This is a genomic window from Euryarchaeota archaeon (assembly GCA_016207515.1).
In the GTDB taxonomy this organism is placed as follows: domain Archaea; phylum Thermoplasmatota; class SW-10-69-26; order JACQPN01; family JACQPN01; genus JACQPN01.
Genome location: JACQPN010000014.1, coordinates 1 through 24,862 on the forward strand (window position 1 = coordinate 1; position 24,862 = coordinate 24,862).

The 24,862-nt window shown below is 61.4% G+C and carries 27 protein-coding genes and 2 tRNA genes; 13 read left to right on the forward strand and 16 right to left on the reverse strand.

Going from position 1 to position 24,862, the window contains the following annotated elements:
* Nucleotides 1–201 precede the first annotated feature (201 nt).
* Both dnaK and dnaJ read left to right on the forward strand, forming a co-directional pair.
* Nucleotides 202–2,139: a molecular chaperone DnaK gene (gene dnaK, locus HY556_06130; protein ID MBI4393357.1), complete on the forward strand. Its 1,938-nt coding sequence runs from the start codon at nucleotides 202–204 to the stop codon at nucleotides 2,137–2,139.
* Nucleotides 2,140–2,166: 27 nt separating this feature from the next.
* Entirely contained in the window at nucleotides 2,167–3,318 is a 1,152-nt protein-coding gene (gene dnaJ, locus HY556_06135; protein ID MBI4393358.1) for a molecular chaperone DnaJ, read from the forward strand.
* A 111-nt stretch (nucleotides 3,319–3,429) separates the two neighbouring features.
* Here the strand turns inward: dnaJ and HY556_06140 are convergent, their stop codons facing one another.
* The 3 genes from HY556_06140 to HY556_06150 form a co-directional block, all read right to left on the reverse strand.
* On the reverse strand, nucleotides 3,430–3,717 hold the full coding sequence (locus HY556_06140) for a hypothetical protein (GenBank protein ID MBI4393359.1): 288 nt from the start codon (nucleotides 3,715–3,717) through the stop codon (nucleotides 3,430–3,432).
* A 30-nt stretch (nucleotides 3,718–3,747) separates the two neighbouring features.
* Nucleotides 3,748–6,939: a hypothetical protein gene (locus HY556_06145; GenBank protein MBI4393360.1), complete on the reverse strand. Its 3,192-nt coding sequence runs from the start codon at nucleotides 6,937–6,939 to the stop codon at nucleotides 3,748–3,750.
* A 511-nt stretch (nucleotides 6,940–7,450) separates the two neighbouring features.
* A complete protein-coding gene (locus HY556_06150) occupies nucleotides 7,451–7,597 on the reverse strand; it encodes a hypothetical protein (GenBank protein MBI4393361.1) in 147 nt (48 codons plus the stop codon).
* Nucleotides 7,598–7,757: 160 nt separating this feature from the next.
* On the opposite strand from HY556_06150, the gene HY556_06155 reads away from it, so the two are divergent.
* Nucleotides 7,758–9,065: a hypothetical protein gene (locus tag HY556_06155; protein MBI4393362.1), complete on the forward strand. Its 1,308-nt coding sequence runs from the start codon at nucleotides 7,758–7,760 to the stop codon at nucleotides 9,063–9,065.
* Here HY556_06155 and HY556_06160 read toward each other — a convergent pair whose 3' ends face one another.
* From HY556_06160 to HY556_06185, 6 genes are all read right to left on the reverse strand, one after another.
* Nucleotides 9,066–9,662 carry a hypothetical protein gene (locus HY556_06160; GenBank protein MBI4393363.1) on the reverse strand — a complete coding sequence of 199 codons (597 nt, stop codon included), beginning with the start codon at nucleotides 9,660–9,662 and terminating at the stop codon, nucleotides 9,066–9,068.
* 20 nt (nucleotides 9,663–9,682) lie between these two features.
* Nucleotides 9,683–9,985 (reverse strand): hypothetical protein, encoded by a 303-nt coding sequence (locus HY556_06165; protein ID MBI4393364.1) that lies wholly within the window; start codon nucleotides 9,983–9,985, stop codon nucleotides 9,683–9,685.
* 8 nt (nucleotides 9,986–9,993) lie between these two features.
* Entirely contained in the window at nucleotides 9,994–10,194 is a 201-nt protein-coding gene (locus tag HY556_06170; GenBank protein ID MBI4393365.1) for a 4Fe-4S binding protein, read from the reverse strand.
* Nucleotides 10,195–10,536: 342 nt separating this feature from the next.
* Nucleotides 10,537–11,016 (reverse strand): DUF4352 domain-containing protein, encoded by a 480-nt coding sequence (locus HY556_06175; GenBank protein ID MBI4393366.1) that lies wholly within the window; start codon nucleotides 11,014–11,016, stop codon nucleotides 10,537–10,539.
* Nucleotides 11,017–11,132: 116 nt separating this feature from the next.
* Complete coding sequence (locus HY556_06180) at nucleotides 11,133–12,095, reverse strand: hypothetical protein (protein ID MBI4393367.1); 963 nt, start codon at nucleotides 12,093–12,095, stop codon at nucleotides 11,133–11,135.
* 2 nt (nucleotides 12,096–12,097) lie between these two features.
* The gene (locus HY556_06185) at nucleotides 12,098–13,402 is read right to left on the reverse strand and encodes a hypothetical protein (GenBank protein ID MBI4393368.1); all 1,305 of its coding nucleotides are present in this window, start codon (nucleotides 13,400–13,402) and stop codon (nucleotides 12,098–12,100) included.
* 546 nt (nucleotides 13,403–13,948) lie between these two features.
* Here HY556_06185 and HY556_06190 point away from each other — a divergent pair.
* A complete protein-coding gene (locus HY556_06190) occupies nucleotides 13,949–14,092 on the forward strand; it encodes a hypothetical protein (protein ID MBI4393369.1) in 144 nt (47 codons plus the stop codon).
* On the opposite strand, the gene HY556_06195 is transcribed toward HY556_06190, so the two are convergent.
* Nucleotides 14,066–14,139 (reverse strand) — tRNA-Val (locus HY556_06195). The genes HY556_06190 and HY556_06195 overlap by 27 nt on opposite strands.
* A gap of 295 nt (nucleotides 14,140–14,434) precedes the next feature.
* Nucleotides 14,435–14,517: transfer RNA gene (locus tag HY556_06200), tRNA-Ser, on the reverse strand.
* 146 nt (nucleotides 14,518–14,663) lie between these two features.
* Between HY556_06200 and HY556_06205 the strand changes: the two genes are divergently transcribed.
* Complete coding sequence (locus tag HY556_06205) at nucleotides 14,664–15,290, forward strand: hypothetical protein (protein ID MBI4393370.1); 627 nt, start codon at nucleotides 14,664–14,666, stop codon at nucleotides 15,288–15,290.
* On the opposite strand, the gene HY556_06210 is transcribed toward HY556_06205, so the two are convergent.
* Nucleotides 15,268–15,552, reverse strand: coding sequence for a 4a-hydroxytetrahydrobiopterin dehydratase (locus HY556_06210; GenBank protein MBI4393371.1), 285 nt, complete (start codon nucleotides 15,550–15,552; stop codon nucleotides 15,268–15,270). The two genes, HY556_06205 and HY556_06210, sit on opposite strands and share 23 nt — an antisense overlap.
* A gap of 93 nt (nucleotides 15,553–15,645) precedes the next feature.
* Here HY556_06210 and HY556_06215 point away from each other — a divergent pair, with 93 nt between their 5' ends.
* The 5 genes from HY556_06215 (at nucleotide 15,646) to HY556_06235 (ending at nucleotide 18,377) form a co-directional block, all read left to right on the forward strand.
* Nucleotides 15,646–16,365 carry a hypothetical protein gene (locus HY556_06215; protein MBI4393372.1) on the forward strand — a complete coding sequence of 240 codons (720 nt, stop codon included), beginning with the start codon at nucleotides 15,646–15,648 and terminating at the stop codon, nucleotides 16,363–16,365.
* A gap of 11 nt (nucleotides 16,366–16,376) precedes the next feature.
* A complete protein-coding gene (locus tag HY556_06220) occupies nucleotides 16,377–16,625 on the forward strand; it encodes a hypothetical protein (protein MBI4393373.1) in 249 nt (82 codons plus the stop codon).
* Nucleotides 16,626–16,718: 93 nt separating this feature from the next.
* Complete coding sequence (locus HY556_06225) at nucleotides 16,719–17,810, forward strand: pyridoxal phosphate-dependent aminotransferase (protein ID MBI4393374.1); 1,092 nt, start codon at nucleotides 16,719–16,721, stop codon at nucleotides 17,808–17,810.
* A gap of 94 nt (nucleotides 17,811–17,904) precedes the next feature.
* Nucleotides 17,905–18,102: a hypothetical protein gene (locus tag HY556_06230; GenBank protein ID MBI4393375.1), complete on the forward strand. Its 198-nt coding sequence runs from the start codon at nucleotides 17,905–17,907 to the stop codon at nucleotides 18,100–18,102.
* On the forward strand, nucleotides 18,102–18,377 hold the full coding sequence (locus HY556_06235) for a type II toxin-antitoxin system RelE/ParE family toxin (protein ID MBI4393376.1): 276 nt from the start codon (nucleotides 18,102–18,104) through the stop codon (nucleotides 18,375–18,377). Before HY556_06230 ends, HY556_06235 begins: the two co-directional genes overlap by 1 nt.
* A 53-nt stretch (nucleotides 18,378–18,430) precedes the next feature.
* On the opposite strand, the gene HY556_06240 is transcribed toward HY556_06235, so the two are convergent.
* From HY556_06240 to HY556_06255, 4 genes are all read right to left on the reverse strand, one after another.
* Nucleotides 18,431–19,930 (reverse strand): hypothetical protein, encoded by a 1,500-nt coding sequence (locus HY556_06240; GenBank protein ID MBI4393377.1) that lies wholly within the window; start codon nucleotides 19,928–19,930, stop codon nucleotides 18,431–18,433.
* Nucleotides 19,931–20,002: 72 nt separating this feature from the next.
* Nucleotides 20,003–20,530, reverse strand: coding sequence for a hypothetical protein (locus tag HY556_06245; GenBank protein MBI4393378.1), 528 nt, complete (start codon nucleotides 20,528–20,530; stop codon nucleotides 20,003–20,005).
* 124 nt (nucleotides 20,531–20,654) lie between these two features.
* The gene (locus HY556_06250) at nucleotides 20,655–21,239 is read right to left on the reverse strand and encodes a hypothetical protein (protein MBI4393379.1); all 585 of its coding nucleotides are present in this window, start codon (nucleotides 21,237–21,239) and stop codon (nucleotides 20,655–20,657) included.
* A 111-nt stretch (nucleotides 21,240–21,350) separates the two neighbouring features.
* Nucleotides 21,351–23,150 (reverse strand): ribosome biogenesis/translation initiation ATPase RLI, encoded by a 1,800-nt coding sequence (locus HY556_06255; GenBank protein ID MBI4393380.1) that lies wholly within the window; start codon nucleotides 23,148–23,150, stop codon nucleotides 21,351–21,353.
* A 146-nt stretch (nucleotides 23,151–23,296) separates the two neighbouring features.
* On the opposite strand from HY556_06255, the gene HY556_06260 reads away from it, so the two are divergent.
* From HY556_06260 to HY556_06270, 3 genes are read left to right on the forward strand one after another with little or no spacing between them, the layout of a single operon-like run.
* Nucleotides 23,297–23,719 carry an SRPBCC family protein gene (locus HY556_06260; protein ID MBI4393381.1) on the forward strand — a complete coding sequence of 141 codons (423 nt, stop codon included), beginning with the start codon at nucleotides 23,297–23,299 and terminating at the stop codon, nucleotides 23,717–23,719.
* Nucleotides 23,720–23,764: 45 nt separating this feature from the next.
* Entirely contained in the window at nucleotides 23,765–23,968 is a 204-nt protein-coding gene (locus HY556_06265; GenBank protein ID MBI4393382.1) for a hypothetical protein, read from the forward strand.
* Nucleotides 23,965–24,378: a PIN domain-containing protein gene (locus HY556_06270; GenBank protein ID MBI4393383.1), complete on the forward strand. Its 414-nt coding sequence runs from the start codon at nucleotides 23,965–23,967 to the stop codon at nucleotides 24,376–24,378. The genes HY556_06265 and HY556_06270 overlap by 4 nt, the downstream gene beginning before the upstream one ends.
* The last annotated feature ends 484 nt before the right edge of the window (nucleotides 24,379–24,862 follow it).

Sequence of the window (24,862 nt, forward strand, 5' to 3'; positions counted from 1 at the left end):
TACTTCAGCCCGATGGATCGCCGGTACCGCGTATTCCTGGAATACTTCCCCCACCGCTCGACTGTGGCGAGTCTGCTCCGGTGGGGCGAAGCGTTCGGGGGATTTCACAACATGAAGATGGGGTTAACTTGACAGTCTCGGAACAGGGCACCGATACCCCTATATAGAAGCGCCCACTTACTCCGTTTTCACGGTGTTAATTTGAGCAAAGTCATCGGCATCGATCTCGGCACCACGTTCTCGGCAATGGCCTATCTCTCTGGCGGCAAGTCCGAGATAGTCCACAACGTAGAGGGCCAACGCACAACGCCCTCGGTCGTCGCTTTCACAAAAGACGGGGAACTCCTCGTCGGCGCCACGGCGCGTCGGCAGGCCATCGTCAATCCGGACCGCACCGTCATGTCGATCAAGCGCAAGATGGGCACCGACCACAAGGTCCGCATAGGCGACAAGGACTACACGCCGCCCCAGATCAGCGCCTACATCCTCCAAAAACTGAAAAAGGACGCAGAAGCGTTCCTCGGCGAACCCGTGACGAAAGCCGTCATCACCGTCCCAGCCTACTTCGACGACAATCAACGGCAGGCGACCAAGGACGCGGGCCGCATCGCCGGTCTCGAGGTCCTACGCATCATCAACGAACCCACCGCCGCTTCGCTTGCGTTCGGCGCCGACAAGAAGGGCGACGAGACCATCATGGTGTTCGACTTCGGCGGCGGCACGCTCGACGTCTCCATCCTCGAGATGGGCGAAGGTGTCTTCGATGTCAAATCCACGAGCGGGGACACGTTCCTCGGGGGCGACGACATCGACCTCCGGCTCATGGACTGGGTCACCAGCGAGTTCAAGAAATCGGCGGGGATCGACCTCACAAGCGACCGTACCGCCCAGCAGCGCCTCAAGGAGACCTGCGAGAAGGCGAAGATCGAGCTTTCGACCCTCAAATCGGTTAACATCAACATCCCCTACATAGCGCAGGGCAAAGACGGCCCGAAGCACATCGACCTGGAGCTTTCAAGATCCAAGTTCGAGTCCCTCATCGACGACATCCTCCAAAGGTGCGTGCCGCCCATGGAACGGGCGATCAAGGACGCGGGGATGTCATACTCCGACCTCGACCGCATCCTGTTCGTCGGCGGTTCGACGCGCATACCCGCCGTTGGGGAATTGATCAAACGCGTCACCGGGAAGGAGGCGGACCGGAGCGTCAACCCGGACGAGGCCGTCGCCTTGGGCGCGGCCATCCAAGGAGGCGTCATCACCGGCGAAGTGAAGGACCTCGTGCTACTCGACGTGACACCCCTGTCGCTCGGGATCGAGACCCTTGGCGGGGTGCTGACGAAACTCATCGACCGCAACACAACAATCCCCGTGAAAAAGAGCAAGGTCTTCAGCACCGCCGCCGACGGCCAGACGTCCGTGGAGATCCACGTCCTCCAAGGCGAGCGGCCGATGGCCGCGGGGAACAAGAGCCTTGGCCGGTTCCACCTTGACGGGCTACCGCCGGCGCCACGCGGAATGCCGCAGATAGAGGTCGCGTTCGACATCGACGTGAACGGCATCGTCCACGTGGCCGCCAAAGACCTCGGGACCGAGCGCTCCCAGAGCATCCGGATAACGGACACCGTGAAACTCTCGGAAAGCGAGATCAAGAGGATGGAGGACGAGGCCAAGCGCTTCGAGTCGGAGGACAAGAAACGGGTGGAAGAGGTCGAGGTGCGTAACCACGCGGACGCGCTCGTCTGGTCCACGGAGAAGACGCTTAAGGAGCTCGGAGACAAGGTGCCCGTCGATGTGAAGAAGAAGGTCGAGGACGCCGCGGCCGAGTTGAGAGCCGCCCTCCAGGGAACTGACGTTTCAGAGATAAAGACCAAGACGGACAGGCTATTGACGGTCTCGCAAGAGATCGGCGCGGCCATCTACCAAGAGGCCCAACGGGCCGAAGGCGCGGGCGCGCCCTCGGGGCCCGGATCCTCCCCAAGCGGCCACGCTCACGAAGAAACCTCCCACGCCGACCCAGGGAACGCGCGGGGAGGAGGCGAGGACGCGACCACGACGACCCGCACCAAGAAGGGCAAGGGCAAGAACTCCATCGACGTGGAGTATGAAGTGTCGGACAAGGAAGGCGGCAAGGGTTAATCGTCTCCTGCGGTTTGAGGCCCCGAAATGACGACGACGCGCGACTATTACGAGGTCCTCGGCGTCGCCAAAGGTGCTTCGCCCGATGAGCTGAAGAAGGCTTACCGAAAGCTTGTGCTCCAATGGCACCCTGACAGGAACAAAACGCCCGAAGCGGCCGACCGCTTCAAAGAGATCAGCGAGGCGTACGCGGTCCTTTCCGACGGCGAGAAAAGGCGCCTCTACGACCAGTACGGCCACGCCGGGATCGATGGCCGATTCTCCGAAGAGGACATCTTCCGAGGCGCCGACTTCAGTCCGTTCCAAGACATAGGCGTCGGTGACTTCGACCGCGTCTTTCGCATGTTCTTCGGTGGCTCACCATTCGGGTTCGACGACACTGAACGGGGAGCACGCCGCGGTCGCGACATAGAACTAGAAACGGACGTCAGGCTAGAAGAAGTGCTCAAGGGGACGGAGAAGAAGGTGACCATTGCGCGCGCCGAGAACTGCGACGACTGCCACGGCACCGGTGCGGAGAATGGGACGGCGTTACGCACCTGCACATCCTGCGGCGGGACCGGGGTGTTCCGTCGTGTGCAGAGGATGGGCTTCGCCCAGTTCGCGACCCAATCCGTCTGCGGCCAATGCCGCGGCCGGGGAAAGACCGTGGAGCGCGGATGCAAGACCTGCCGCGGCCGTGGAAGCGCCCGCCACGAGCGTGTGATCACGGCCAAGGTCCCGGCCGGTGTGGAGGACGGCATGGTGCTACGTATCCGCGGCGAAGGGGAGGCGGGAGAGCCTGGCGCCCCCGCAGGCGACGTCTTCGTGCATCTTAGGATCAGAGCGGACCCGCAGTTCCTACGGGATGGACGCGACCTACGCGTCGATGCGAGGATAACAGTTGCGCAGGCCGCCCTCGGGGACACGATCGAGGTCCGGACGTTGGACAGCGTCGAGAAGGTCACGTTCGCGCCCGGGACCCAACCCGGGGACGTTTTCCGCATATCCGGCGCAGGGTTGCCCTCGGTGAACGAAAGAGGCCGCGGCGACCTCTACGTGCGCTTCGAGGTCGAGGTCCCGAAACGCCTCTCCAAGGAGGCAAGGGCGCTTTTCGAGAAGCTGGCGGACCTCGACGGCGTGGAACGGCCCAAGAACGTTATCGACGGGCTCAAGGACAAAGTGAAACGAAAACTGTGAAGGGCACGCTCACGCGGGGCCAAGAGCCCGTGCCCCGTCAACTTCGCGCCCCATGCATGGTAGGAGAAGCGTGAGGGCCGCAATGGAGCGGCCCCCGCGACCGTCCTTCGATCACTCGACGTCGTCGCCGAGTTCAAGGCCGGAAATATTCGGTTCCGGGATGGGGCCGACGCCCATCTTCTCGCGGTCGGCCTGCATCTTGTCGAAGTACGTGTCGAGCGCCGCTTCGACGGTCTTGGAGATGTTGCTCTCCGTGAAGAGCTTCAAGGCGTGAAGCTTGATGTGCTGCCGGATCGGCAGCTTCACCTTGATGCTTTTCCTCTGCGAGAGATCCTTCTTCTCGTTGTAGAAGAGTCCCCAGTCCGGTGCACTTACGTCTTTTGTCTTCGTGTCTTCCATTGGTGTGTTCCCCCTAAAGGGTCGATCTCTCTACCGCTTTTTTCTCCACATCATCACTGATTGCGCCGCCACAAGTACGCCGAGAAACATGGTTGCATACATGAACACCGGCGAGCCCGTGGCGTCTTGTGACTTCAAAGTGACCGTCCGCGTGCTGAAGTGCGAAATCGAGATGAGCACCTGCGTCCCCGCCTCGCCGGCAAGGACGAAGTACTCGTTGCGACCGCCATCGTCGCCAGGATTCAGGACGTCCGCGTAGGAGTCGGCTTGTGCGGCCGCCTCCCCATCGACGAGGATCTCGGCCTGGCCTTGTGCCAGGGTGGGGATGGTCTCGGAATCGAGCGACACGATGATCGTCTTACCGGCATGCACCGCTGAGGAGGCCGTTATGTCGACGCGGTCCCTCGTCGCGGCCGTGACGATCTGGACGTCGTTGTAGTATGCGGCGGTCATCGACGTGGTGATCGAGCCCGATTCGCGGGATGCCGCACCGATGAGGCTTTGGGCCTTCGCCCCGGCGCGCTGTGACGCGGAGGCCGCGGAATCGCCGGCATTCTCCAGCACTGCGGCGAGCGAAGCCTTAGTCTGCACCACGACCTGGCCACCGACGCGACCGGCGGCGATCGCCTTGTTCATCAGGTCGCGTTGCTGGTCGGAGAGCTCGGTCTCTATCCCGGCGTGCGTCTTGAATATCAGTTGGGCGCCGTTCCCGAGCGTTGCGTGCACGAACCTGGACCGCTCGTCCGCCTTGATGTCCGAGCCGGTGGCCGCCCGTCCCTCGACATCGGTGACTATTATCGAACCGATGAACCCGTCGGGGCCGTCGAGCACCACCACGGAACTCGACGTCTGGGTCGCCACAATCTGGGGCGCGAGGCTGAAAGTGACCTCCGCTTCGTTTTTGGCGACGACCTTGATCCACGCTGCCGTCGTGTCGGCGATCTCCGACACGGTCTCACGGTTCTCAAGGACCAGCGTCGATACGCCTTCGGCGCCGCCCGATTGGAAGGCCGATGCGCCCATCTTGATCGAGGTGAATACCGAGGTCCCGGTCGACATGAGCGCATAATCACTCACGACCCCGTTCTCGATGAGGGCGCGTAGACGCACGTAGCTCCCGATGGCGCTTCCATCGTAGAATTGCCGGAAAGTGCCGAACGCGTCGACACGCGAGGCGCCCCGGGCGTCGCTTTCGAGCTTGCTTGAGATCTCCACGAGGTGCTTCGTGTCGGCCTCTACCGTGTTCACGACGACGCGGACCTCCCCGGAGGCGCTTGATTCGACAGAGTACGCCGCGAAGTCCTTCTTGGCCAGCACCTCCGCGAGCGTCGTGTATGCGACGGCGGCGACGCCGTCGACGGTCACTGCGATGTCGGATCTCGACCTCATTGCAAGGGCGGAGGCCCGCCCGTCGAAGATGAACGAGGTGGCGCCATTGACGCCACGGTAAGAGACATCATAGGTGCCCGCGGCCTGCGCCTGCGCTTGGATCGCCACACCTTGGAAGAACGAGACCCCGCTCGTCGTGCGCCCGTTCACGTCGACGCCCGCGACGACCTGCGCCCCGATCTCTGCGGAGGAGACGGCGGCACTTTCCGCGCTCTCGCTCGCCTGCGAGCGGGACTCGGTGGATGATCGCATTATGAGTTCGTAGCCTGGTCGTAGGGTCGCCACAAGTCGACCCTTGGAATCTGCGACGACGGCACCCACGTCGGGCGCTCTTGCGTCTTGGCGGGCGACGACGACGGTGCCCACGTAGCCGTTGGGGCCTTTCAACATGAAGGCGCCGTCCTGTCCGCCGGAGACCGAGACACCGGGGCCGAGTTCGACCGTCGCGACGGCTTCACCTTTGGCCTGGATGATCGTGGTGCCGATGGCGTCATCGGTCATCACGACGGCCGAATCCTGGCCTTCGAGGCGGAGGCTCTTTCCGGACGAGTCCGAAACACTCCATCGTTCGGGCCGGCCTTGCGAGCCCTCCACGCGGATGCTGTTCACGTATTGGACCTTCGTCTCGAGTTGGACCACGTCCCTGATCTCGCCCGCGTCGGCCTCGATCCGGGCGGAGGTGAAACGCCCGATGGCCTTGCCGGCGGAACTCAAGGTGTACAGACCGTTCACGGCCGAGTCCAAGGCCACGCGGGCCTCGGCTCGTGCCTGGGACTCGGAGCGCGATTTCTCGGTCGCGGCATGTGATTTGATTATCGAAATGCGGTGTTCGCCTACTTCCTTGAAATCCGGTGTGGAGACGATGACCAGCGTCCTCCCTTCCGCCTTTGCGGAGTAATACATGGGCTCGCCGGCGGAGAGCCTCGCGGCCACCGTTTCCGGGGAGGAGGCGCGTTGCACAAGTTGACCGTCGACGTAGACGGAGAAACCGTCCGCATCGTCGACCGCAAGGGTCTCGTACGCGATGTCGTAGGCGACGATCGCCCCGCCTTCTACCCGGGACAGCACGCTGGAGTAGACCCCGTCGCCGCCCACGGTGGCCGTGGTCGCGACCTTGCCGTAGTACTGGATCGTCGAGACTGCGGTCGCGCCGGCCGAATGCTCCGAGATGATCTCGGCCTTCAGGCCACCGGAACTTAGCATCCCGATGAGTGCGTCGTTGAAGAGCGCGTCATGGACGTATGAAGGGTTTGCGCGAAACACGGAGACGCTTCCACGCTCAAGATGCGCCGTCACGCGGGAATCGGAGTCCGCGGTGAGGAAACTCCCCGCCGAGGCCTTGCCGTCCGTCCCAAGGACGACCAGCCCACCGATGGGTCGCCCGGCCGGCGTGTAGAGCGGGAAGGAGTGGCCGGTGGAGCTTGCCGTCTTGACGCTTGAACCGAGACGGTATTCGACATCCGTCGCCTCGACCGCGTATACGGAGAGCAAGGAGACGATGTTGTCTTGGATGGAGATGACGGCGTTCTCGCCACGAAGGATGAGCTGCGAGCTACCGACACCGACCATCTTGTCGGTCTGGACGAAACCATGTACCTTGACGTAACCGAACACTTCTATCCCAAGTGCGTCGTTCGAATATGATTCGATGATGCCTTCGGCCTCGTTCACGACGGCGTTGAGGTTTGCACCACGCGCCTTCCCCGCGGCGTCGACCGATATCGCGCCGACGCTTCTAGTCGTGGATTCGGCGCCGGCGAGGCCTACGAGTGAGCTCGAAAGGAGCAGGGCAAGGGCGACGAGCGGCACGACGCGGGACTTTTTCGACGACATGGGTCACACCTCGCTCGTGGAAGCGGGGACGGTTCCGTCCCGCGTCCTCGGCGGATACAACCGTTCTGTCGCGGGTTTGGATATAGTCCCAAGAGAAGTGCGAACCTCCGAAACCCACAAACGGGCCTTTTTCCCCGGGGTTCATGGTCACATGTGACCCGTAACTGCGCATGGGAGTGGACCCTTTTCCGTCCGGGCTTCGCGGAATCCCCGAACGTTGACGCTTGGCACCCTCAGACGGGAAGCGTCAGCCATCCTGCCACCGCACCTTGGAATGCGAACGCCAGGATCGCGATGTACGGGACGAACAACACGTCGGCAGGATCGCGTCCACCTTGTTTTCGGGCCATGTGATGTGTTGGGCCCGCCGGGTTTATGCCCCTCGCGTGGAGAGCATTGTGACCAGGGGACCCGGGGCCCTATTCGCCGTCCGAGCGGTCTTGGTCGCGACGAATCCGCCAACCTGGCGGCCCTTCAGGAAACGGAGGACGCCTTTCTCTTACGGTGGCGGTCAAGCGTTCATGTCCGTGAAGACCTTTTCACGGCGGAGGCCCCGTCCGTCGAAGCGATGCTGTGGCCAATTCTGGTAGACCACCATCTGGCGGGCCAAGTAGTCCATGCACAATTCCAGGTAGCCATCGAATTCGGGAATGGCCACGATCCGAGGCTCACGCGGCCTCTCCTCCCATCTTACCAACCAACCACCACATCGGGATGGTCCTTTGGAAATAAAAGAGATTCGTCGCTGCAGGCCGCTTTTTTTCGTGACGCCCTATTCTCTCCGAAATTGCTTATAAGGCGCAGGCGATAGCTCCCCGATGGCTGCGGCCGCCTTGTCCGACTTTCTGTCACTGAAGGTCAGGTCCGTTCTCCTCCTTCTTGCAATAGTCGCCGCGTCGTCTCTAACGCTTGCCTACGCGGACAAGGGCTACGACCCGAAGTGGGGCGTCGGCATGGAGAACGAGATCATGGCACTTGCGACGGCTCCCGACGGGAGCTTGATGGTGACGACGCTTTTTGCCGAGAACGTGACGACCGTGAGGGCGTTTTCCGGGACGGGACTTCTGACTTGGCAGTCGGAGCTCGACGGCGATTACCCGTCGGTGGCCGTCTCGGCGACGCGTGTGGTACTCGCCTCCGAGTCCCCGCTTCCGCGTCTTGTTGTCCTTTCCGCCCGGGACGGCAGCAATCTCACCGTCTTCAACCTGTCAAGCGCGCCCTCTGCCGTGGCGATCGATGGGCCGGACGTGTACGTCGCGACCCAGAGCTCGTCCGGCTTGAACGTCGAGGGCCGGCCAACGGTGTCGCGCGTACAGGACGAGCGCCTCCTTCCGGTGTTGGAATTGAGCGATCTCGCTTCGACCTTGGACGCAAAGAACGGCACCGTCGCCGCCGGGACGCGCGATTCGAAGATCGCCATCAGGACCGCGCAAGGGACCGTCTTCTACATGGACGTCAAACGACCCCCGGTCTCGACGGCCTTGTCCGCCACGGGCCGCTACCTTGCCGTCGGCTGTCTCCAGACGGGCCAAGATGACCGGCCCTTGGGCTCCGGAACGGATGGCACGCCGCAAAGGAACCTCGGCAACATCTATCTATTCGACCTTCTCCAGGCGAACCCTTCGGTGCCCTTTTGGAACAACGAATCGGAGGACGGGATAGGATGGGTCGGAATATCGGCCAACGGAGAACGGGTCGCGGCCCTCGGCGAGCGCCCGTCGTCTTTCGTCATACATTACCTTGGGCGCGACCAGGGGGGAAGCCCCTTGTGGACGCACGACGCAGATGCCGTCGTCGCGCGCGATGCCGTGACGATCTCGCCCGATGGGACGCGCGTCACGTACGCGACGCTCACGGGCGATATCAGGATCCTCAAAGGCGACGAAGGCAAGGACGTGGGCACGTACAAGGCGTCGGGCGGGACCATCGTCAAGTCCGTTTCGCCCGACGGGTTCGCGGCCGTCACGCGTCAGACTCCGCGCGCCGCCTACAGCATCCTTTCCGCCTGGAGCTACGAGGGCGAACCCGTCATCCTCACGAGCGGTGTCGCGATCCCGATCGTCGCGACCTTCGAACTCGCTGCCGGCGCCGCCGTCATAGTGTTCCTGGTGCGACGGATGGATTGATCAGAACACCGGTTCGTAGACCACGAACTGGCTTCTGAGGCGCCAGCCGTTGCCCGTGTCCTGGACGACCGTGACACCTTGTGCGGCCGCGTCTCCCGGCTCCCTGTCCTCGATCTCCAAGCGCCAGGTTCCAAGTCCTCGCGTCCCGGTGTATTTCGTCGCAAGATTGGATTCGGCTTCGGAGCGCGACCCGGCCGACTCGCTAGTCGATGCAGGAATGACATTGACCTCCGGGAAGATTATCTGGATCGTCCCCTGCGAGTTCACCTGTTCGTTCGTCATGGCCCCGTCCGGGCTCGTGACTTTCAGGCGGAACTGATCGTTCGGGTTGTCCGGGTCGGCAGCGTTCAACGGCTCATCGCTCCATTCGAGGATGAAAACCGCACGGGAGAGGTTCTTGACCGTAACTGGAACGGAGACCTGGGACGTCGCTCGGGCATCGGTTCGGCCTTCCTGAACGGGTCCGTCGATCGCGCGCGTGGCCCATGTCACCGGGAAGCTCCCCGTCTGCGGCGGGCTTTCCGTGACGTACGTGTAGCCCATGCCCGCGACGAGGAGGATAGCGCCTACGACGGCGATCAACGAATCGGTGCCCACGATCATGAATCGCTGGTCCCTCATATCTCGCTTGCCGTGAAATGTTCCCAACCCTTCCCCGAGATCGTCGATGAACGACCGTCGACGACGAGCTTGTTGCGACCCCGCGCCTCGGCCTTGCCGATGGCCGTCGACGCGCCTCCAGCGGCGCCGACCGGATAGTGCACGCCCTCGGTGACGATGTCGGACGTGAAGACCGAGAGCCGGGCGTCCGTTGGCAGCGCCGCACAGTCGTTGTCGAACGCCAAGAGGTTGCGCCGCACGGTGAAACGTCGTGTGATGAGGTCCACGGCCCGTCGCTGGCCGAGAGAAGAAAGCCTCAAGGCGCCCCCTACGCGCCCACGGGTCGGGCGGCGCGTTCCTCGTGGACGGATGCCAAGGCCCCCGTCGGGCAGACCCTGACGCAAAGGTCGCACTCGGTGCAATGGCGCAAGACTTCCACATCCGCCCGCCATAACGTGATGGCGGCTATGGGACACGCACCCACGCAACCGCCGCAATCCGTGCACAAGGGCCTTACAAAGTGGGGCACGCGAGATGGATCGTCGATCCCGCATAAAGGAGTGCCACCCTAAGGACGCGCGTTTGACGTCTGGGCCTGCCTTGTTCGCCAGCACCCGGCCGTACCTTTGCCGGCGCTGAAATACCTGACGACCATTCTCCAAGGTCCACGCGTCGTTCACTTCAGAGAAAAGCATTTTAGAAGTATCGCGCTCCCTTCCATGTGGCCCGCAGGAATCCTTCGAGGGACAAACGCCAACGTCGCGCCCAACTTTGGGCGAGGGTCCTCGCCATACTCATGGTAGGCATTCTCCTCCTGTCGACCCTCTACATCCTGTTCCAGAACTTGGCCGTTCCGGCTTCTTGAACGACCTCAGGAAATCTCGGCGCCGCTGTGGACCTCGTAGATGGGGTCATTGTACTCGACGAAGGTCGCCTTCGCCGTCGAAGGGATCTGGAACACGGCGACGCCCGCCCGCGTCACGCCCTTCCCCAGGAACTCGGGAAAGACGCCGCCCGGCGTGTTATCGGTCGTCCGCTCGTCATACGGGAACGGGAGGTCGTCCGCTTTCAAAGTGAGGCTCCTCGGCGACGCGTAGATCTCCTCCGCGCCCACGTTACGAAACAGGATGGTGACCGCGACGAACACGTACCCTTTCCGCGGATTCTGCCATTCACGCCAATGGTCCTGGAGCTTCTCGAACGTCTCGACCTTCCCAAGCACGACGTCGAGCTTGTAAGGCGGGAGTTCTGGAGTCGTACCGAAGACGTTGATGGACGAGAGGCCCGAGATGCAGCCGCTCGTGGCGGCGACAAGGAAGAGGACCACGACGACCCCGGCTCCGGATCTCATCGCACGACGATGGCACGGTCTGGAAATAAGGCTTCTTGGTGAGTTGATAAAGGAAAAGGGGGGCGAGAAGGCCCCCCGTTTGTGGACTGGACCAGTCGCTTCCGACGCCTACCGGATCACGCCTTCTTCAACCGACCGAGGATCGGCTCATAAAGAAGGCCCTTGTCGAGCAGGCTGTTAATGGCCTCTTCGACCTGTTCCTCGGACAGGCCCTTCACCGATGACTTCTCGATGAGTCCCTCCCAAGGCGCTCCGTTACGGCCCTCCTCGAGGTCAGCGACGATGCCAAGGACCACGTCCTCGTGCGCAGGATCCACCGCCGGCGTCTTGGCCGCACCCTTTGATGCTGCGGTCGGAGCGCTCCCCGCGACAGGTGGCGCCACAGGTGATGGCGCCGACTCCGCGACGGTGGCTGCCGACGCGATGGGGCGCGGCTTCGCCGAAGGCGGGCGCCCAGCGAGTTCCGGCACGAGACCGGAAAGCGAATCCTGGAGCATCGCCTCGTAACGGTCAAGCTCCAGCTTTCCGTACCTCTCAAGACCCATGATCACGCCTTCGGATATCTCACGCGTGTACCCGAGTGCCACCAACTCGTCGACCGATGGCTTCTCCATGGCCGCCGCCTCGCGTAGCGCCTCAAGCCGCTCGGCGAGCGATTTAGCCGTCGTGAGGACCCAGTGATCCCGCTCTTCCTTCGTGACGACACGGACGAATTCCGGCCTCACCGACGCGTACACGGCTCCCCCGTCCGGAGTGTAAGTACGGCTCTTGCCGACCACGGCCACGATGGCCGGCGCCTTGATCTCCGCCAACGCCTGCGCCGCTTGCGGCTGGTACTGGCCGGCGTAGACGGTGAACACGCCCGTGGGGTCGGAGATGCGCGCCCGCCAGACGTCGCCCTCCTTGCCGACGTTCTCCGTCGACGTGAGAACGCCGACGAGGAAAAGTCGATTCACCTTGGCACCCGTTGGGGTGATGACGAACGATGGGGCCCGCTCCTCGCCAGTGCTGTACTCGTGCCGAGAGTCGTTGTACTCACCGGCGAAGACGCGCCACGCCAATTCGCGCTGCATCGCCATGATCACGCCACCTCCAACCGTGAAAGGATGGAACGTGCCTCGTCGGCAAGCGACGCCGAGACTATCGAAAGCGGCTCGGCGCCCGTGGCGATCAACATCAACCCGAACTCGTCGGATGTGACGTTGCCGGTGACCCGAAGAGGCTTGGCAGCCAACTTCGCGATCATCTCCGTCTGGATGACGTCGGGGCTCATCGCATCACGAGCCATCTGCTGGCACTCGTCAAGAGTGCGTCCGATGAGCTTCTCCGTGAGCGGACGGCCGATGAACGCCGTTAGGACGCCGGTGCCGTCGTCGAGCACGCCCTTGACGCGTAGGTCCGGGACGCCATCGACTTTGCCATGCACGCGGCACTCCCGCTTCTGGAGCACGCGATTGCACTGGCCGCAACGGAAAACGAGTCCGGAGCCCTGCTTGATCTCAAGCAGCGTGCCCTCGACCGCGACGCCTGTTGCGCCGCCGACGCGTGCGATCTCGCCGATGCTCCTCGTCGGTTCCTTGGCAAGGACGTCGATTCCCGGGAGCACTATCTGTTCCAGGACCTCGATCCCGCTGCCATCATTGACGTTGAGGTTCGGAGCTCCCCGCCAGGATTTGACGTAGGCGCCGCGCACACGTATGACGTCGTTGTCCTTGAACTGGACCGCGCCCCATACCGTGAAGGGGACACGACCCGTCTCATCCACCAAGACGCCGGAGGTGATGCCCTTCGTGCCTTCCTTGGATTCGACCGTCTTCTGGAAAAGTCCCATCACGCGCCCGATTATCGACACGTTGTTCAGTCCGCTCTCGAGCTGCTCTACCTTGCGCTCCGTCGGGGGACGGACGCGTTCCGGCGGCGTGATCGTCTCATCGCTTGGGGCGATCGTTGTCCTGTCCCCGAGGTTGATCTGCGGGGCTTCCTGCCAAACGGTCGCGTACGCGTTGAGGACCTTCACGACCGCGCCCTTTTCCAACTGGAAATCGCGCCAGGCCGTGTACGGGAGCACCCGCGTCTCGTCGCCCAAGAGGCCATAGAATATCGCGCGCTTCTCGCCCGCGACCGTGACCTCCTTGGGATTCACGGTGAGGATCTTCACCAAGAGGTGGACGCTGTTCTCTGGTCCTGTCAAGGAATCGAGGGTCCGCCGGACGCCATAGGCGCCGCCCCCGTGGTTCCTGATGATCTCACGTTTCGCTTGCTGGAGGGGAATGCCGAATTCCATGAACCTTTCCAGCTCGGTCGCAATCTCTGTCTCTTGGGGTTTGTCTTCAAGCGCCCTGATTATTTCCCTTACGTGGGGCGCGAGTTCTTCTTGGGTTCGCATAGATACCCGTCCCGGTCACGTATCGACGCGGTATTATATCTGCAGGGGAGAGGGGTGGCTGAAACTGGTGCGTCCAGTAGAAGGAAAGGGGTCGAAAAGCCCGCGAGGCGCGATAACGATGTATGTATAAGTACGTACGTGGCAGAGCGGCCGATTTTTATTGCGTGGCGCCGAATATTTTCGGCGACCCCCCCGACTTCGGTATTTAAGGAAACGGCGGCGTCCCTGATTCCGTGGAAGAAATGGATTCCCTACTCTGCAAAACAGAATCCCTCTGCGCGGAATGTGTCCATAACGTGGACGGCGCCTGCGCTCTCGAAACTGCGCTCGACGCATTCATGATGCAAGCCGTGCCGGAGATCGAGTCCACTTCCATCGCCACCCTCGCGGTCGCGTGATCAAGATGAACAGTGCATCCCAATAGTGTGCATCCAAGGCGCGCCGACAGTACGAGTCGGCGCATCCCTATCAAAGCCCGCCCCACGTGTGTGTGCCCGGGGCGGGCTTCCCTCCTTTCCTTATTAGGATGGGCCCGACCGGAGTTTCGTGGACTCACTGCGTTCGTCCACTCCAAATCCGGCCGGCTACGCGGACTTCGTCCGCTCGCCCTCGGCCTCCGGCCTCGGGTCCCATGAAGCGGACTCGCTACTACTCGTCCTTTCATGGGCCCGACCGGATTCGAACCGGTGATCTCCGCCATGTCAAGGCGACGTCATAACCAGCTAGACCACGGGCCCGAACGAGCGCCCCTCAGGGCGCGAGTGAGGCGCCGCGCAACGAGCGCGAGCGAGTTGCGCGAGCGCCCGAGGATTCGCAGGGCGAATCCGAGAAGAGAGCCAAACGCAACGACCTCGGCGTAAGTTCGGTCCTAGCCGGCGCCACCCAATCCTTGTTTTCGTATAAAAAGGTGGGCGCGGCGCTTGGCGGGAAGGTACTCCGAATTGCTTCGCAATTCCTCGATTTCGAGGACTCACTTCCTTCGTCCTCTCATCCGCGGCTTGGAAGAGACTGTTTGGGACCCAACCCGCGGAACGTGGGGAGGGGGATTTGAACCCCCGAGCGCAGAGCGCACAGGATTAGCAATCCTGCGCCCTACCAAGCTAGGCGATCCCCACAAGATGTGGTCGGTCGGGCGCGGGGCTAGCGCGCCTGACAACGCGGACTGGTGCCTGAAAGTAAGCCCAATATTTAAGTAGTGTTCATCGTGGGAATGCGCACGCTTTCCAATCGGCATATATCGGATGAGAATGGGTCTCCTCCCGTGGCTTCGGCACGCAACTCCATTTCCCGGCGGACGGCGGCAATGTACGGAGCGACGTGCGGTTTCGCGGGATGGGTGCTGTTTCTCGTCGGCCACGCGATGCTGATCGTGCCGATCTGGAAACCGGAGGCGCTCTACGGCGGCGCCTATGGGATCGCGGGCGGCGCCTTCCTGAGCCTCGTCTATCGCGACGTCCGGGCGGACATGATCTTCACGGGGATCGTCCGCGGCGCCGTCTTCGGCTTCATCGTCGGTCTCATGGTCCTTCCGTTCCTCGCCGTACAAACGCTCTCCGGAGGTAATCTGGTCTCGGCCGGGATGCCGGCGTTCGTGGCCGTCTTCGCCGCTGTCGGGACGATCGGCTTCACTTCCGCCATCCTCGTCTTTTCGGGCGAGAAGGAGATTGTCACGATGGCGCTCCTTCGGAACGCTTTCATCTTCGGCATCGCGGGCCTGTTCGTGAGCCTTTTCGCGACCGGGGTGGCGACCGACCGCGCCGCCGTCGGCGAGCGCGCGCTTGGCCTCTCGATCGCTTTGAGCTTGATCTTCATGGCCTGCGGTCTTGCGCTGGAAGTGCTTCTTGGACGAAGCGAACGCGGCGCGGTCATGGCGGCAAAAGGCGGTTGATGGCCCTCGCCATCCTCACGTCGCGTTCCGTGATGCCGCCCATGTCGTGGCTCCATAGTTTCAATGTCACGATGTTCCAATGGATCGCGAAGTCAGGGTGGTGCTGCTTCTCTTCGGCAAGCTTTGCGATCTTGTTCACGTTCCGCATTGCTTGAAGGAAATTACGGTGCTCCAGGCGCCTCACGAGCGCCCTTCCCTTCTTTTTCCATTCCGGCAGACGGCGCAGTTCGCGTCGGATCCTCGAATCGGCCAATAATGTCATGTTCTCACGCGTCCTTGCATCGGATGCGGCCGCATAAGGCTCTTTTCGGTAGAGCGGCCGTGTCTCTTATAGTCGCGACCGCCATCCATGCGCGTGGCCAGCGACCCTGAAACGAGTGCTGTGGACCGGTTCTCACGCGATGTGGAGCGGGCCTTCAAGGGCGCCGCCGAAACCGTGGACCAGATCGAGTTCGACCCCCATTGGTTCCGCCGCGCCTTCCACGCCTTCGGCTCCATCACCGTGCTATATTTTCTCCTTCCCGACACGCCTTTCCTCGTCGCCGTGAAACAGTACCTTCCGGGAGTGATACTCATGGTGGCGGCCGGTCTCGAGGCTTACCGGGCCAATGGGGCAGTCCACGACGAGGATCTTTTCGCGCTACGTGATTACGAACGGCGTCGCGTGGGAAGCTACCTGTACTTCACCATGTCGATGGTCATCCTTGTCTATGCGTTTCCGCAATGGATCGCCGTTCCGTGCATCCTCATCGGGTCCTTCGTGGACCCGATAATGGGCGAGGTTAAGCGCGCCAACAGGGATTGGCGCGTCGCCGGGCTTGTGGGCCTTGTCGTTGCGGGCTCGATTTGTTGGCTTTCTGGATATCATCCCCTCTTGAGTCTTCTTGTCGGCGCGGCCGCCGTTTCGGGCGAGGGGCACCGGACTGAATTCCTCGACGACGACCTCCTCGTGCCGATGATCCCTGCGTTCCTGCTCCTTGTCCTGGCTTCCCTAGGTGTCTTGACGGCAGCTGATCTCACGCACCCGGACGTCATCTTCCCCACGCGCTTGGAGGTGCCGTCCTGGATCCCGTAGAGAACTCGCCAGTGAAGGTGGCGCTCGCCTCGCCGGAAGTCCGCAAGATCCTTCGCCGAAAGGTCCGTATGGAACTGTATCTCGCACCGCTTCTCGTCTTCGTCCCCGCAACGGTCGCTTGGATCCTTTTCGACATGGGGCTACACGGCGCGGGGGCCCGATACCTTGGATTGGGGATACTCGTGGCGGGGATCAACCTGACTTTCAGCGCTCTGATGATCCGGTCCGCGCGCCTGTTTCTCAAACGAACGGCCGAGTGACGTCGTGAGCCTCGGGCATGAGTCGCTTGACCGTCTTTCCCGCGAAAACCTATTTAGGCGGGGGGCGGCTCCCTTTCCACCCGGTGACGCCCCATGGACAACTTCGAGTACGCCCACTCGCGCAAGGACATCGTCTGGATGAGCCAGAATAACAACAACATCCCGACCACACCTCGCATCAAGAACGCGATAATCAAGGCGCTCGAGGACGGCGAACACAATTTGTACCCTCAGAAGAAGGGATTCGCGGACCTGCCGCAACTCGTCCTCAAGGATCTTGGACTGAGGCCTGATTCCTTCGACGCCTCCATGACGAACGGAGGGATCGAAGCGCTCTACGGAATGAACAGGGCGCTCTTGAAGCCGGGCGATGAGGTCATCTGCAGCGACCCGAGCTTCATGCCGATACACGACCAGATCCGCCTCGCCGGTGCAACACCCGTCGAACTCCCGATCTACGAGGCGCCTTGGAGATTGACGCCCGAGCGAATCAAGGCCGCCATCACGCCGAAAACACGGATGATACTACTTATTGACCCCCTCAACCCGCTCGGGACAAGCTACGCAAAAAGCGAGGTGCGCGAGATTGCGGAGATCGCCCGCGCCAACGATCTGTGGCTTGTGGACGACGTGACCTACCGCGACTTCGCGTACAGGCACACCTTGTCCACCGACTTCTACGCGGAGAAGACGATCCTCATTTACAGTTTCAGCAAATCCTGCGGCCTCGCTGGCCTCCGGATAGGCGCCCTTGTCGCCCCTCCGGACGCGATGAAGACGATCAAACCCTACGACACGAACGTCCTGGGCGCAAACATACTCTCCCAGGTGGCTGCGAAGGCGGCCCTTGAGACGAAGGACAAATGGCTCGACAAGGTCTTGAAAGTCGCCCGCGATAACCAGAAGATCATCAAAGAGTGCGTGCAAGATGTCAAGGGCGCCACTCTTCCCGTATACCCTTCCAATGCGAACCTCTTCTGCATCGACATCTCAGGCACCGGAGCGGAACCTGACAAGGTAGAGGAGAAACTCCTCCACGAGTACCAAGTGTTCGTCCGAAGCGGGAATTACGTGTCGAAGAAGTTCGGGCCGAAGTTTGTTCGTGTGAGCTTCACGGTGCCGACGGCGCAGTGCAAGAGGTTCGCGAGGGCGTTTCCGAAGGTCGTCGACGAACTGCGTCGCTAGCCGCGCCCCCGTTCGACGAATATTGATTATGACGGGCCTTTCCAGCTGAAGCGGCAAATCTATAAATATCATCGACAACACATAACTGTCATAGATGCCCAAACCCAAGCTCACCTCCATCCAGATTCCACCCGCCACCCGTGACCGCCTGAAACGGTTCGGCCTCAAAGGGCAAAACTACAAGGACATCCTCGAGGCGCTAATGGACCGCGTGGAATACGAAGAATTCATGGAAGAGCACTACCGGCGGCTAAAGGACCGGGAGAAGTTCGTGCCGCTGGATGAAGTCTGATGGCGTACCGTATCTTGATCGGCCCAAAGGCGATGCGGGAACTGGAGTACTTGCCCTCTGACGTAGCGGCTCGGATCAAGGCGGCCCTTCGCACATTGGAGGAGGACCCGTTTACGCCGAGACCGAAAGCTGATATCAGGAGACTTCATGGAACAGCGGGACGGGCGCCAGCGTACCGGCTTCGGGTCGGTGACTACCGCGTGCAATACGCGGTTGAGAGCAAGACCGTGCTCGTCACCCGGGTCTTCGCGCGAGGCGAAGGCTACGAAATCTGAGCCGGCACCGGCCCAAGCGGCCGACCGTTAATCGCCCGCTGGGCCACGCCTTCTTATGAAGGCGTCGGCCCCGTGTAATTCAACACATACATCCCGGTCCCCCGCTCCGTCACCCACAACCTTCCCTGCGCGTCCCACCTCGATTGGTAAACGTTCGGCATGAATCCTTCCTTATCGAAGTTCGGTTTCTTCCACCAGATGGGTCCTGCGTACGGATGCTCGGGATCGCCGTGTGGGATGTAGTATCCGAGGGCCCTTGGCATCGTGGGGTCGCTGATGTCCAAGACCCAGACGCCCGCGTGGTAATGGCTCACGGCCAGCAGTTTTCGTCCGAAATCGACGTCTGTGATGTGTGGACTCGTGAGGAATTGGCCGGGGATGATCACGTTCCCCGGTAACGTCCAGACGCCCACCTGAATGATCTTCGACGGATCGGTCACGTCGTAGGCGCGGATCATACCGCTACCGCTTCTCAAGACCTGGATCTCCGGGGCACTCCATGCGATGACCTTCCCGTCCGGACGTGCCGTCGGTTCCGGCGCGAACCAATGCATGTTGCTCACCTCGCTCGGAGCGGGATCCTTATTGACCGCGAGTTCCATCGGCGCAAGCGGGTTGGACACGTCCACAGTGATCGCCCCGCCCTCCCAGTGGGACACGTAGAGGACCTCCTTTCCCGTAACGGGATGCTTCGCGACGTAAGCGTCGTGCGGGAAACTCCGCTTCTGATCGGCGGTCGAATCCGCGTGATGGTACTCCGCGACCTTCACGAGGCTCGCACCGCCCGAATCCTCGACGAACCGGGCGATCCCCACGTAGTTCCCCACCGGCGGGTTCGACGCGGGGATGCCGGGCTGGTATGTGGGTTGCGCCACGTAGAACACATAGATGTCGCTTCCGTACTGCTGGATGTGCATGTTGTGGCTGCCGACGATCTCCACCGGCAGTCCGCTCACGTATTGTGGGCTCATCCTGTCAGAGACATCGACGATCTGGAGACATATCGTGCAATCCTTCCCGCCTTCCACATCCCCGAATTGGGTGGCGTTCGGTTGGCGCTGCACGTTCATGACCGCGTACTTTCCGCCGGGAAACACGCGGACCTCTTGGACGCTGTTCCCTTGGATCGTGTAACGGCCGAGGGGCCTGAGATGCAACGGGTCAGAGATATCGACGATGACAAACCCGCCTGTGGAGTCGCCATCGATGGCGACGAAGGCGAGTTTTTCGTCATTGTCCTCGTAGAAGACGAAGTTCGCAAACCCGTTCACGCCGAGTTCGACGCCGAGGGAGTTGTATGAAACGAACTCGATGTTGAAAGCCCCCGTGTGAAACGCCGGATCGCGGTGATCATGGAGGAGGTCGATGGGTTCGCCGATCGCCTTGGCGATCGCCTGATAGTCGATGGTCCCGGTCACGGCATCGACGAACGCGTCTGCTTCGGTACGGGGTTGCGCCGTCTCGTTGCCGTCTCCACCCTCTTGCGGTTGGACGCAACCGGCGATGACGACGATGAGGAGTGGTAGGAAGACCTCGCCTCGCCCGGATGCCATTATGCTCAAGATGGTGAGGCGGTAGAAAACCCTTGTTGCGCGTGCCCACCGCGAAACAACGGAAACTGAGGTCTATCCCACGGGGCTCGCCGCGTCGGGCTCCTCGACGACGATGAGGACCGTGTACTTGCCGGCGCCTACCGCGACAAGCGAGACCGTCCACGCGCCCTCGGCGAGGACCGTGGTCGAGAAACTGTCGACCGTGTCTGCCGTGTATAGCCTGTTTCGCTCGACCTTCGACGGGCTTGCAAGCGTCAAGTTCACGTACTGTGGTGGCACGGGAGGCGGCGTCGGCGTCGTCGGAGCGTCGTTGTCGAAACCGATGTCGACCGTCATCCGAAGCACGCGCGCTCCAGCGGCGATCTCGAACGTCCGTGAATCGCGTACGCCGGCATCGTCCGAACTCCCCGGCGGCCGCGTCGGGTCTATGCGGTTCGGGTCCACGTTGAACGAGCCCTGCATCGTCGCCTCGACGACGTCCCTGAATTCCACGGGCTTGTTGTTCCACTGCTGGAAAAGTTCGTTCACCCTGTCGATGACGACACAACCGGAGAGGCTGGACACTACGAACAGCGCGACCACCACCACTGCACGCGTCATCGCTACACTATTCGTCCCTCGTTATTAAGACATTAGTGGCCGCGTAACGGCGTAAACCACATCAGTGGGCAAGGAGCAACTCCAGCGAAGGACGCAGTTCACGTGAAAAGGCAAACGGAACGGTTCACGCGATATACGGGCTCGCGTCCGAATCGAAGCCTTTGACTATCTCGATTGGCGCCTCGAAATCCGGAGCCCAACCGAACTGCGGATAGACGATCTTCCTGAATAGCTCCGGACCCTTGCCCCCGCGGGCACCGGGCTGCATGGCCTCGGCTATCAGCGTCGCCGGGTGCTCATTCCCTAGTGCTTTGACGCTTAGTTCGTAAGTGAGCGGTCTGACCTCCATCTCGCTGAAGTAACCGAGCGTGTGCAGATATTCGTGTAGGAGGACGTGGAACGCGTACGGGTTGAGAAGTGCCGGCTCCTTGATCTTCACGTAATCGAGTACGTCCTTGTTCAAGACGATGGCGTTCGAGCCCATCACGAAATAACCCCCAAGGAAACCTTCGGGCGAAAGGCCAAGGCGTGCAAGGCCTAGCATGATGCCGGCCCGGGATTTCCCTAGCCCCTTGTCCACGAGGCGTTTGACAAGCTGGAAGAGCTCGGCGTAATCGCGGGCCGAATCGACGGAGGCGCCGACGAGGTCGGTGTCCCGGAGCGAGGCGTTGTCGAGTGGAGCGCTCGAAGGGGGTTTCTTCGATGTCATCCTGTGATAAGAGTCGCGGTACCTGGTATTAATGATTGGTTAACAGGGCGAAGGGTCACGCCCATGAGATCGACCGGCCGGCACCTCGACAACGTAGGGCGTGACTCTGGACTACTCTTCCTCTTGGCCATCGTCGACGGCCTCGTAGTAATACTCGCCCGCCGTCTTTTGCTCCCTGTCGAGCCTCGACCCTTCCTTGTTCACGCGAGGGCGCTTCGTCTCCCTGTCGCGCCTGAAGGTTATCCCGAGGTCCTTGAGGAACCTGTTCATCCCTTCCCGCAAATCGAAGGGCCCCTCCGAGACGCCGCGTTTTCCCGGTTCGCCCCCGAACACGATGAGGCTGTCCGCGATGAGGTCGATGAAATAGACGTCATGATCGACGACCAAGGCGCTCTTTCCCGTCTTCTCCATCACGCGACGGATGGTCTTCGCCATGATCATGCGTTGTTCGCTGTCGAGGTAGGCGGAGGGCTCGTCGAGAAGATATAGATCGGCACTTCGACCGAGCGCGAGAGCACACGCCGCGCGTTGCAATTCGCCACCCGACAGCGTCGACACCTGCTTGTCCATGAGGCGCTCCATCCCGAGCGGGTGGATGACCTCGTGCTTGAAGAAGTTGGAATCCGCGGCGGCCCCGAGGGTCACGTAGAGCATCTCCTGCACCGTCCCCTCGTAATCGCCCTTCACGTACTGCGGCTTGTAGCTCACGCGCGCCTTCGTCTCGACCACTCCCGACGTGGGCTTGATCTCGCCGGCGAGCATCTTCACGAACGTGGTTTTTCCAGTGGCGTTCGGCCCGAGGACGCCGACGACTTCGCCCTCTCGTATCTTGCCGCCCGCGGATTCGAGCGTGAAGCCTTCAAGTTCCTTTTTCAACGAATCGAACTTGAGAAGCGTCGATGTCTGCCATTCCTTTCGTGGCGGATGCACCTCGAACTCTATGGCGGTGTCGCGGAACCGGACGTTTTCCTCCTTCAGCATACCGGAGAGATATGTGTTGATCCCGGTTCGCACCGGTCGAGGCAGGGCGACGATGCCGTAGCCACCTTCACGACCGTAGAGAAGGTGCGTCTGGTCCGCGACGAAATCGAGCATCGCCAAGTCGTGCTCGATGACGATGACGGCTTTTTCCTTGGCGAGCTCGCGGATGAGCTTCGCCATCCTGAGGCGTTGGTAGATGTCGAGGTAGGACGACGGTTCGTCGAAGAAATAGACGTCGGCCTCTTTGACGACCGTCGCGGCGATCGCGACGCGTTGGAGTTCGCCGCCGGAAAGCGTCGCTATGTCGCTTCCGAGCGCTTTCTTGAGATCCAAGGCCTCGACGACATGGTCCAAGACCTTGCGGTCGTCGGCCTTCTTCAAGAGCTCGCTCACTTTCCCTTGGACAACTTTTGGCAGCTTGTCGACGTACTGGGGCTTGAAAGCCGCCTTCACCTTGCCGGCCGCGACGCGCTTCAAGTAATCGCCGAGTTCCGTGCCGGCGTATTTTTCGAGCATCGGATCCCAGACGGCCTTGATCTCGAACGCGCCGAGATTGGGGATCTCTTGGCCGGAGAGGATCTTTATCGCGGTCGTTTTCCCGATCCCGTTAGGCCCGAGTAACCCGACGACCATCCCCTTCTTGGGGACGGGAAGGCGAAACAGGCGGAACCCGTTCTCGCCGTACTGCGTGATGAGGTCCTCTTTGAGCTCCTCCGGGAGGTTGATGATGTGTATCGCATCGAACGGGCACTTCACCACACAGATGTTGCAACCTATGCAGAGCTCTTCGCTGACGATGGGCTTCGCTCCCGCTTCGGGAGCGTAGATGGTCTCGACGACCCCTGCCCGGACCCTAGGACAGAAGTGTATGCACTCGTAACTGCACTTCTTGGGCTGGCAGCGGTCGCGATCGACTACCGCTACTCGCATGACAGAACTGGGTTAGAGGCTCGCCTTATATAATGGATGCGCGAGAAAAGTCGTGCGATGACAAGATAGGCCGAAGCTGGCATCATGGATTGGCGTCCATCGAATCGTTCGCAAACCGTTAAGCGCCAAGCCAACGCTCGTGGCCTATGCAACTCGTCGCGCACTCCGCCGAATGTTCTGCGCCGCCCGACAAGGCCGCAGCCGTCATCCTCGACCCGAAGAACCTCGGAAAGTGGTTCACTGGTGTGACGGACGTGACGGCGGACCCGACCTGGCCCGCGGTCGGGTCGAAGATGCGTTGGCGTGTCGGAGGCTCTTGGTTCGAAGCCCGGGTCGACGTCAACGAACTCCCGCACAGGCTTGTCCACGACACCAAGACCCCGAGCGGAAGATCCGTCGTCGCACACCTTTTCGAGGAGACGGAGGTCGGCGGCACGAACTACACGAAGACGGTGGACGTCATCGAATCGAAGGGCCTCTTCGGATTGATACTACCGTTCTTCCTTCCGGGCGCCGTGAGAGGCGAAGTGGAGAGGGCGGCAAAGCTCGCGGATGGGAAAGGGCGTTAGGGCGGGCAGCAACAACTTTTAATAGTTTAATGGTTCCATATATCAATGATGGTTACCACGATTTCCGTTTCCGACCAGACCCGCAGGCGTCTGATGCGGCTCAAGATCGATGAAGGCGCAAAGAACATGGATGAATTGCTCGCGCGCCTTCTTAGCAACTACAGACAGACGCGGTTTCTCGAAGCCTCCGAACTCTTCAAGAAGAAACTGCAGGGCAAAGGGCTCGACCTCGAGGACATGGTCAAGTGAAGGGCGTCATCGACACGAACGTCTTGTTCTCGGCGCTCTACGCCCCGCAATCGTTTCCGGGTCTAGTGCTTCTGGCAGGAGCGGACGGCACTGTCGATCTATATGCCACCGACACAATCGAGAGCGAACTTGAGCGGACTCTCAAGTGGAAACTCGACTATTCAGAGGACGATTGGCGGTTCACCCGCGAACGCCTTCCGATCACTTGGCTCGCGGCGGAAGAGTATTCAATGGCAATCGCCAAGGCCTCCTCTGTCCTTTCCGACAAGGGCGATGTTCCGGTTCTTGCCGCCGCCCTCGTTCTTCGCGCACCAGTCGTGTCTGGAGACCGGGGCTTCTCAAACGCGCATAGGGTAGGCGTCGAGTGGCACACGCCGAAACGGTTCGTCCAACGTCTGGAAGGCCGTTAGCGCCGGCGCCTCCGCCTCACGAACACCCCATACTGTTCCCACAGTTCAGGCACTTGAAGCACGCGGCGTTCCTCACGGTCTTATGCCCGCACTGGTGGCAGTCCGGCCCATCACACTAACTTCATAAGGTCAAGCGATACTTTCGGCGACGTCCACTCCATCCGGAGCAACTGTCGTGAGAACCCCCTTCGACGAACACGCCGATCGCGCCAACAAGTTTGGCTTCCACAATCACCGGGATAACAGCCATTCCGACATTATCAGTGACGGTATCATGCGCGACTTGGTCGCCCACTGCCCGTCCCTTCGGCGGGACCTTGAATCGATGTCGGTGGGTTTCTGGATGTCGCGACCCCCTCGCCGGCTGGACAATTCTCAAGTTGAATACGTAGGCCCGTTTCGAGTGAACGCTTTTGACCCCTCGGGGCTTTGCCCGAGGTGGTCAATATGAGGCGAGGCTCTGGTCGTTTTCCTCCTGAGAAGA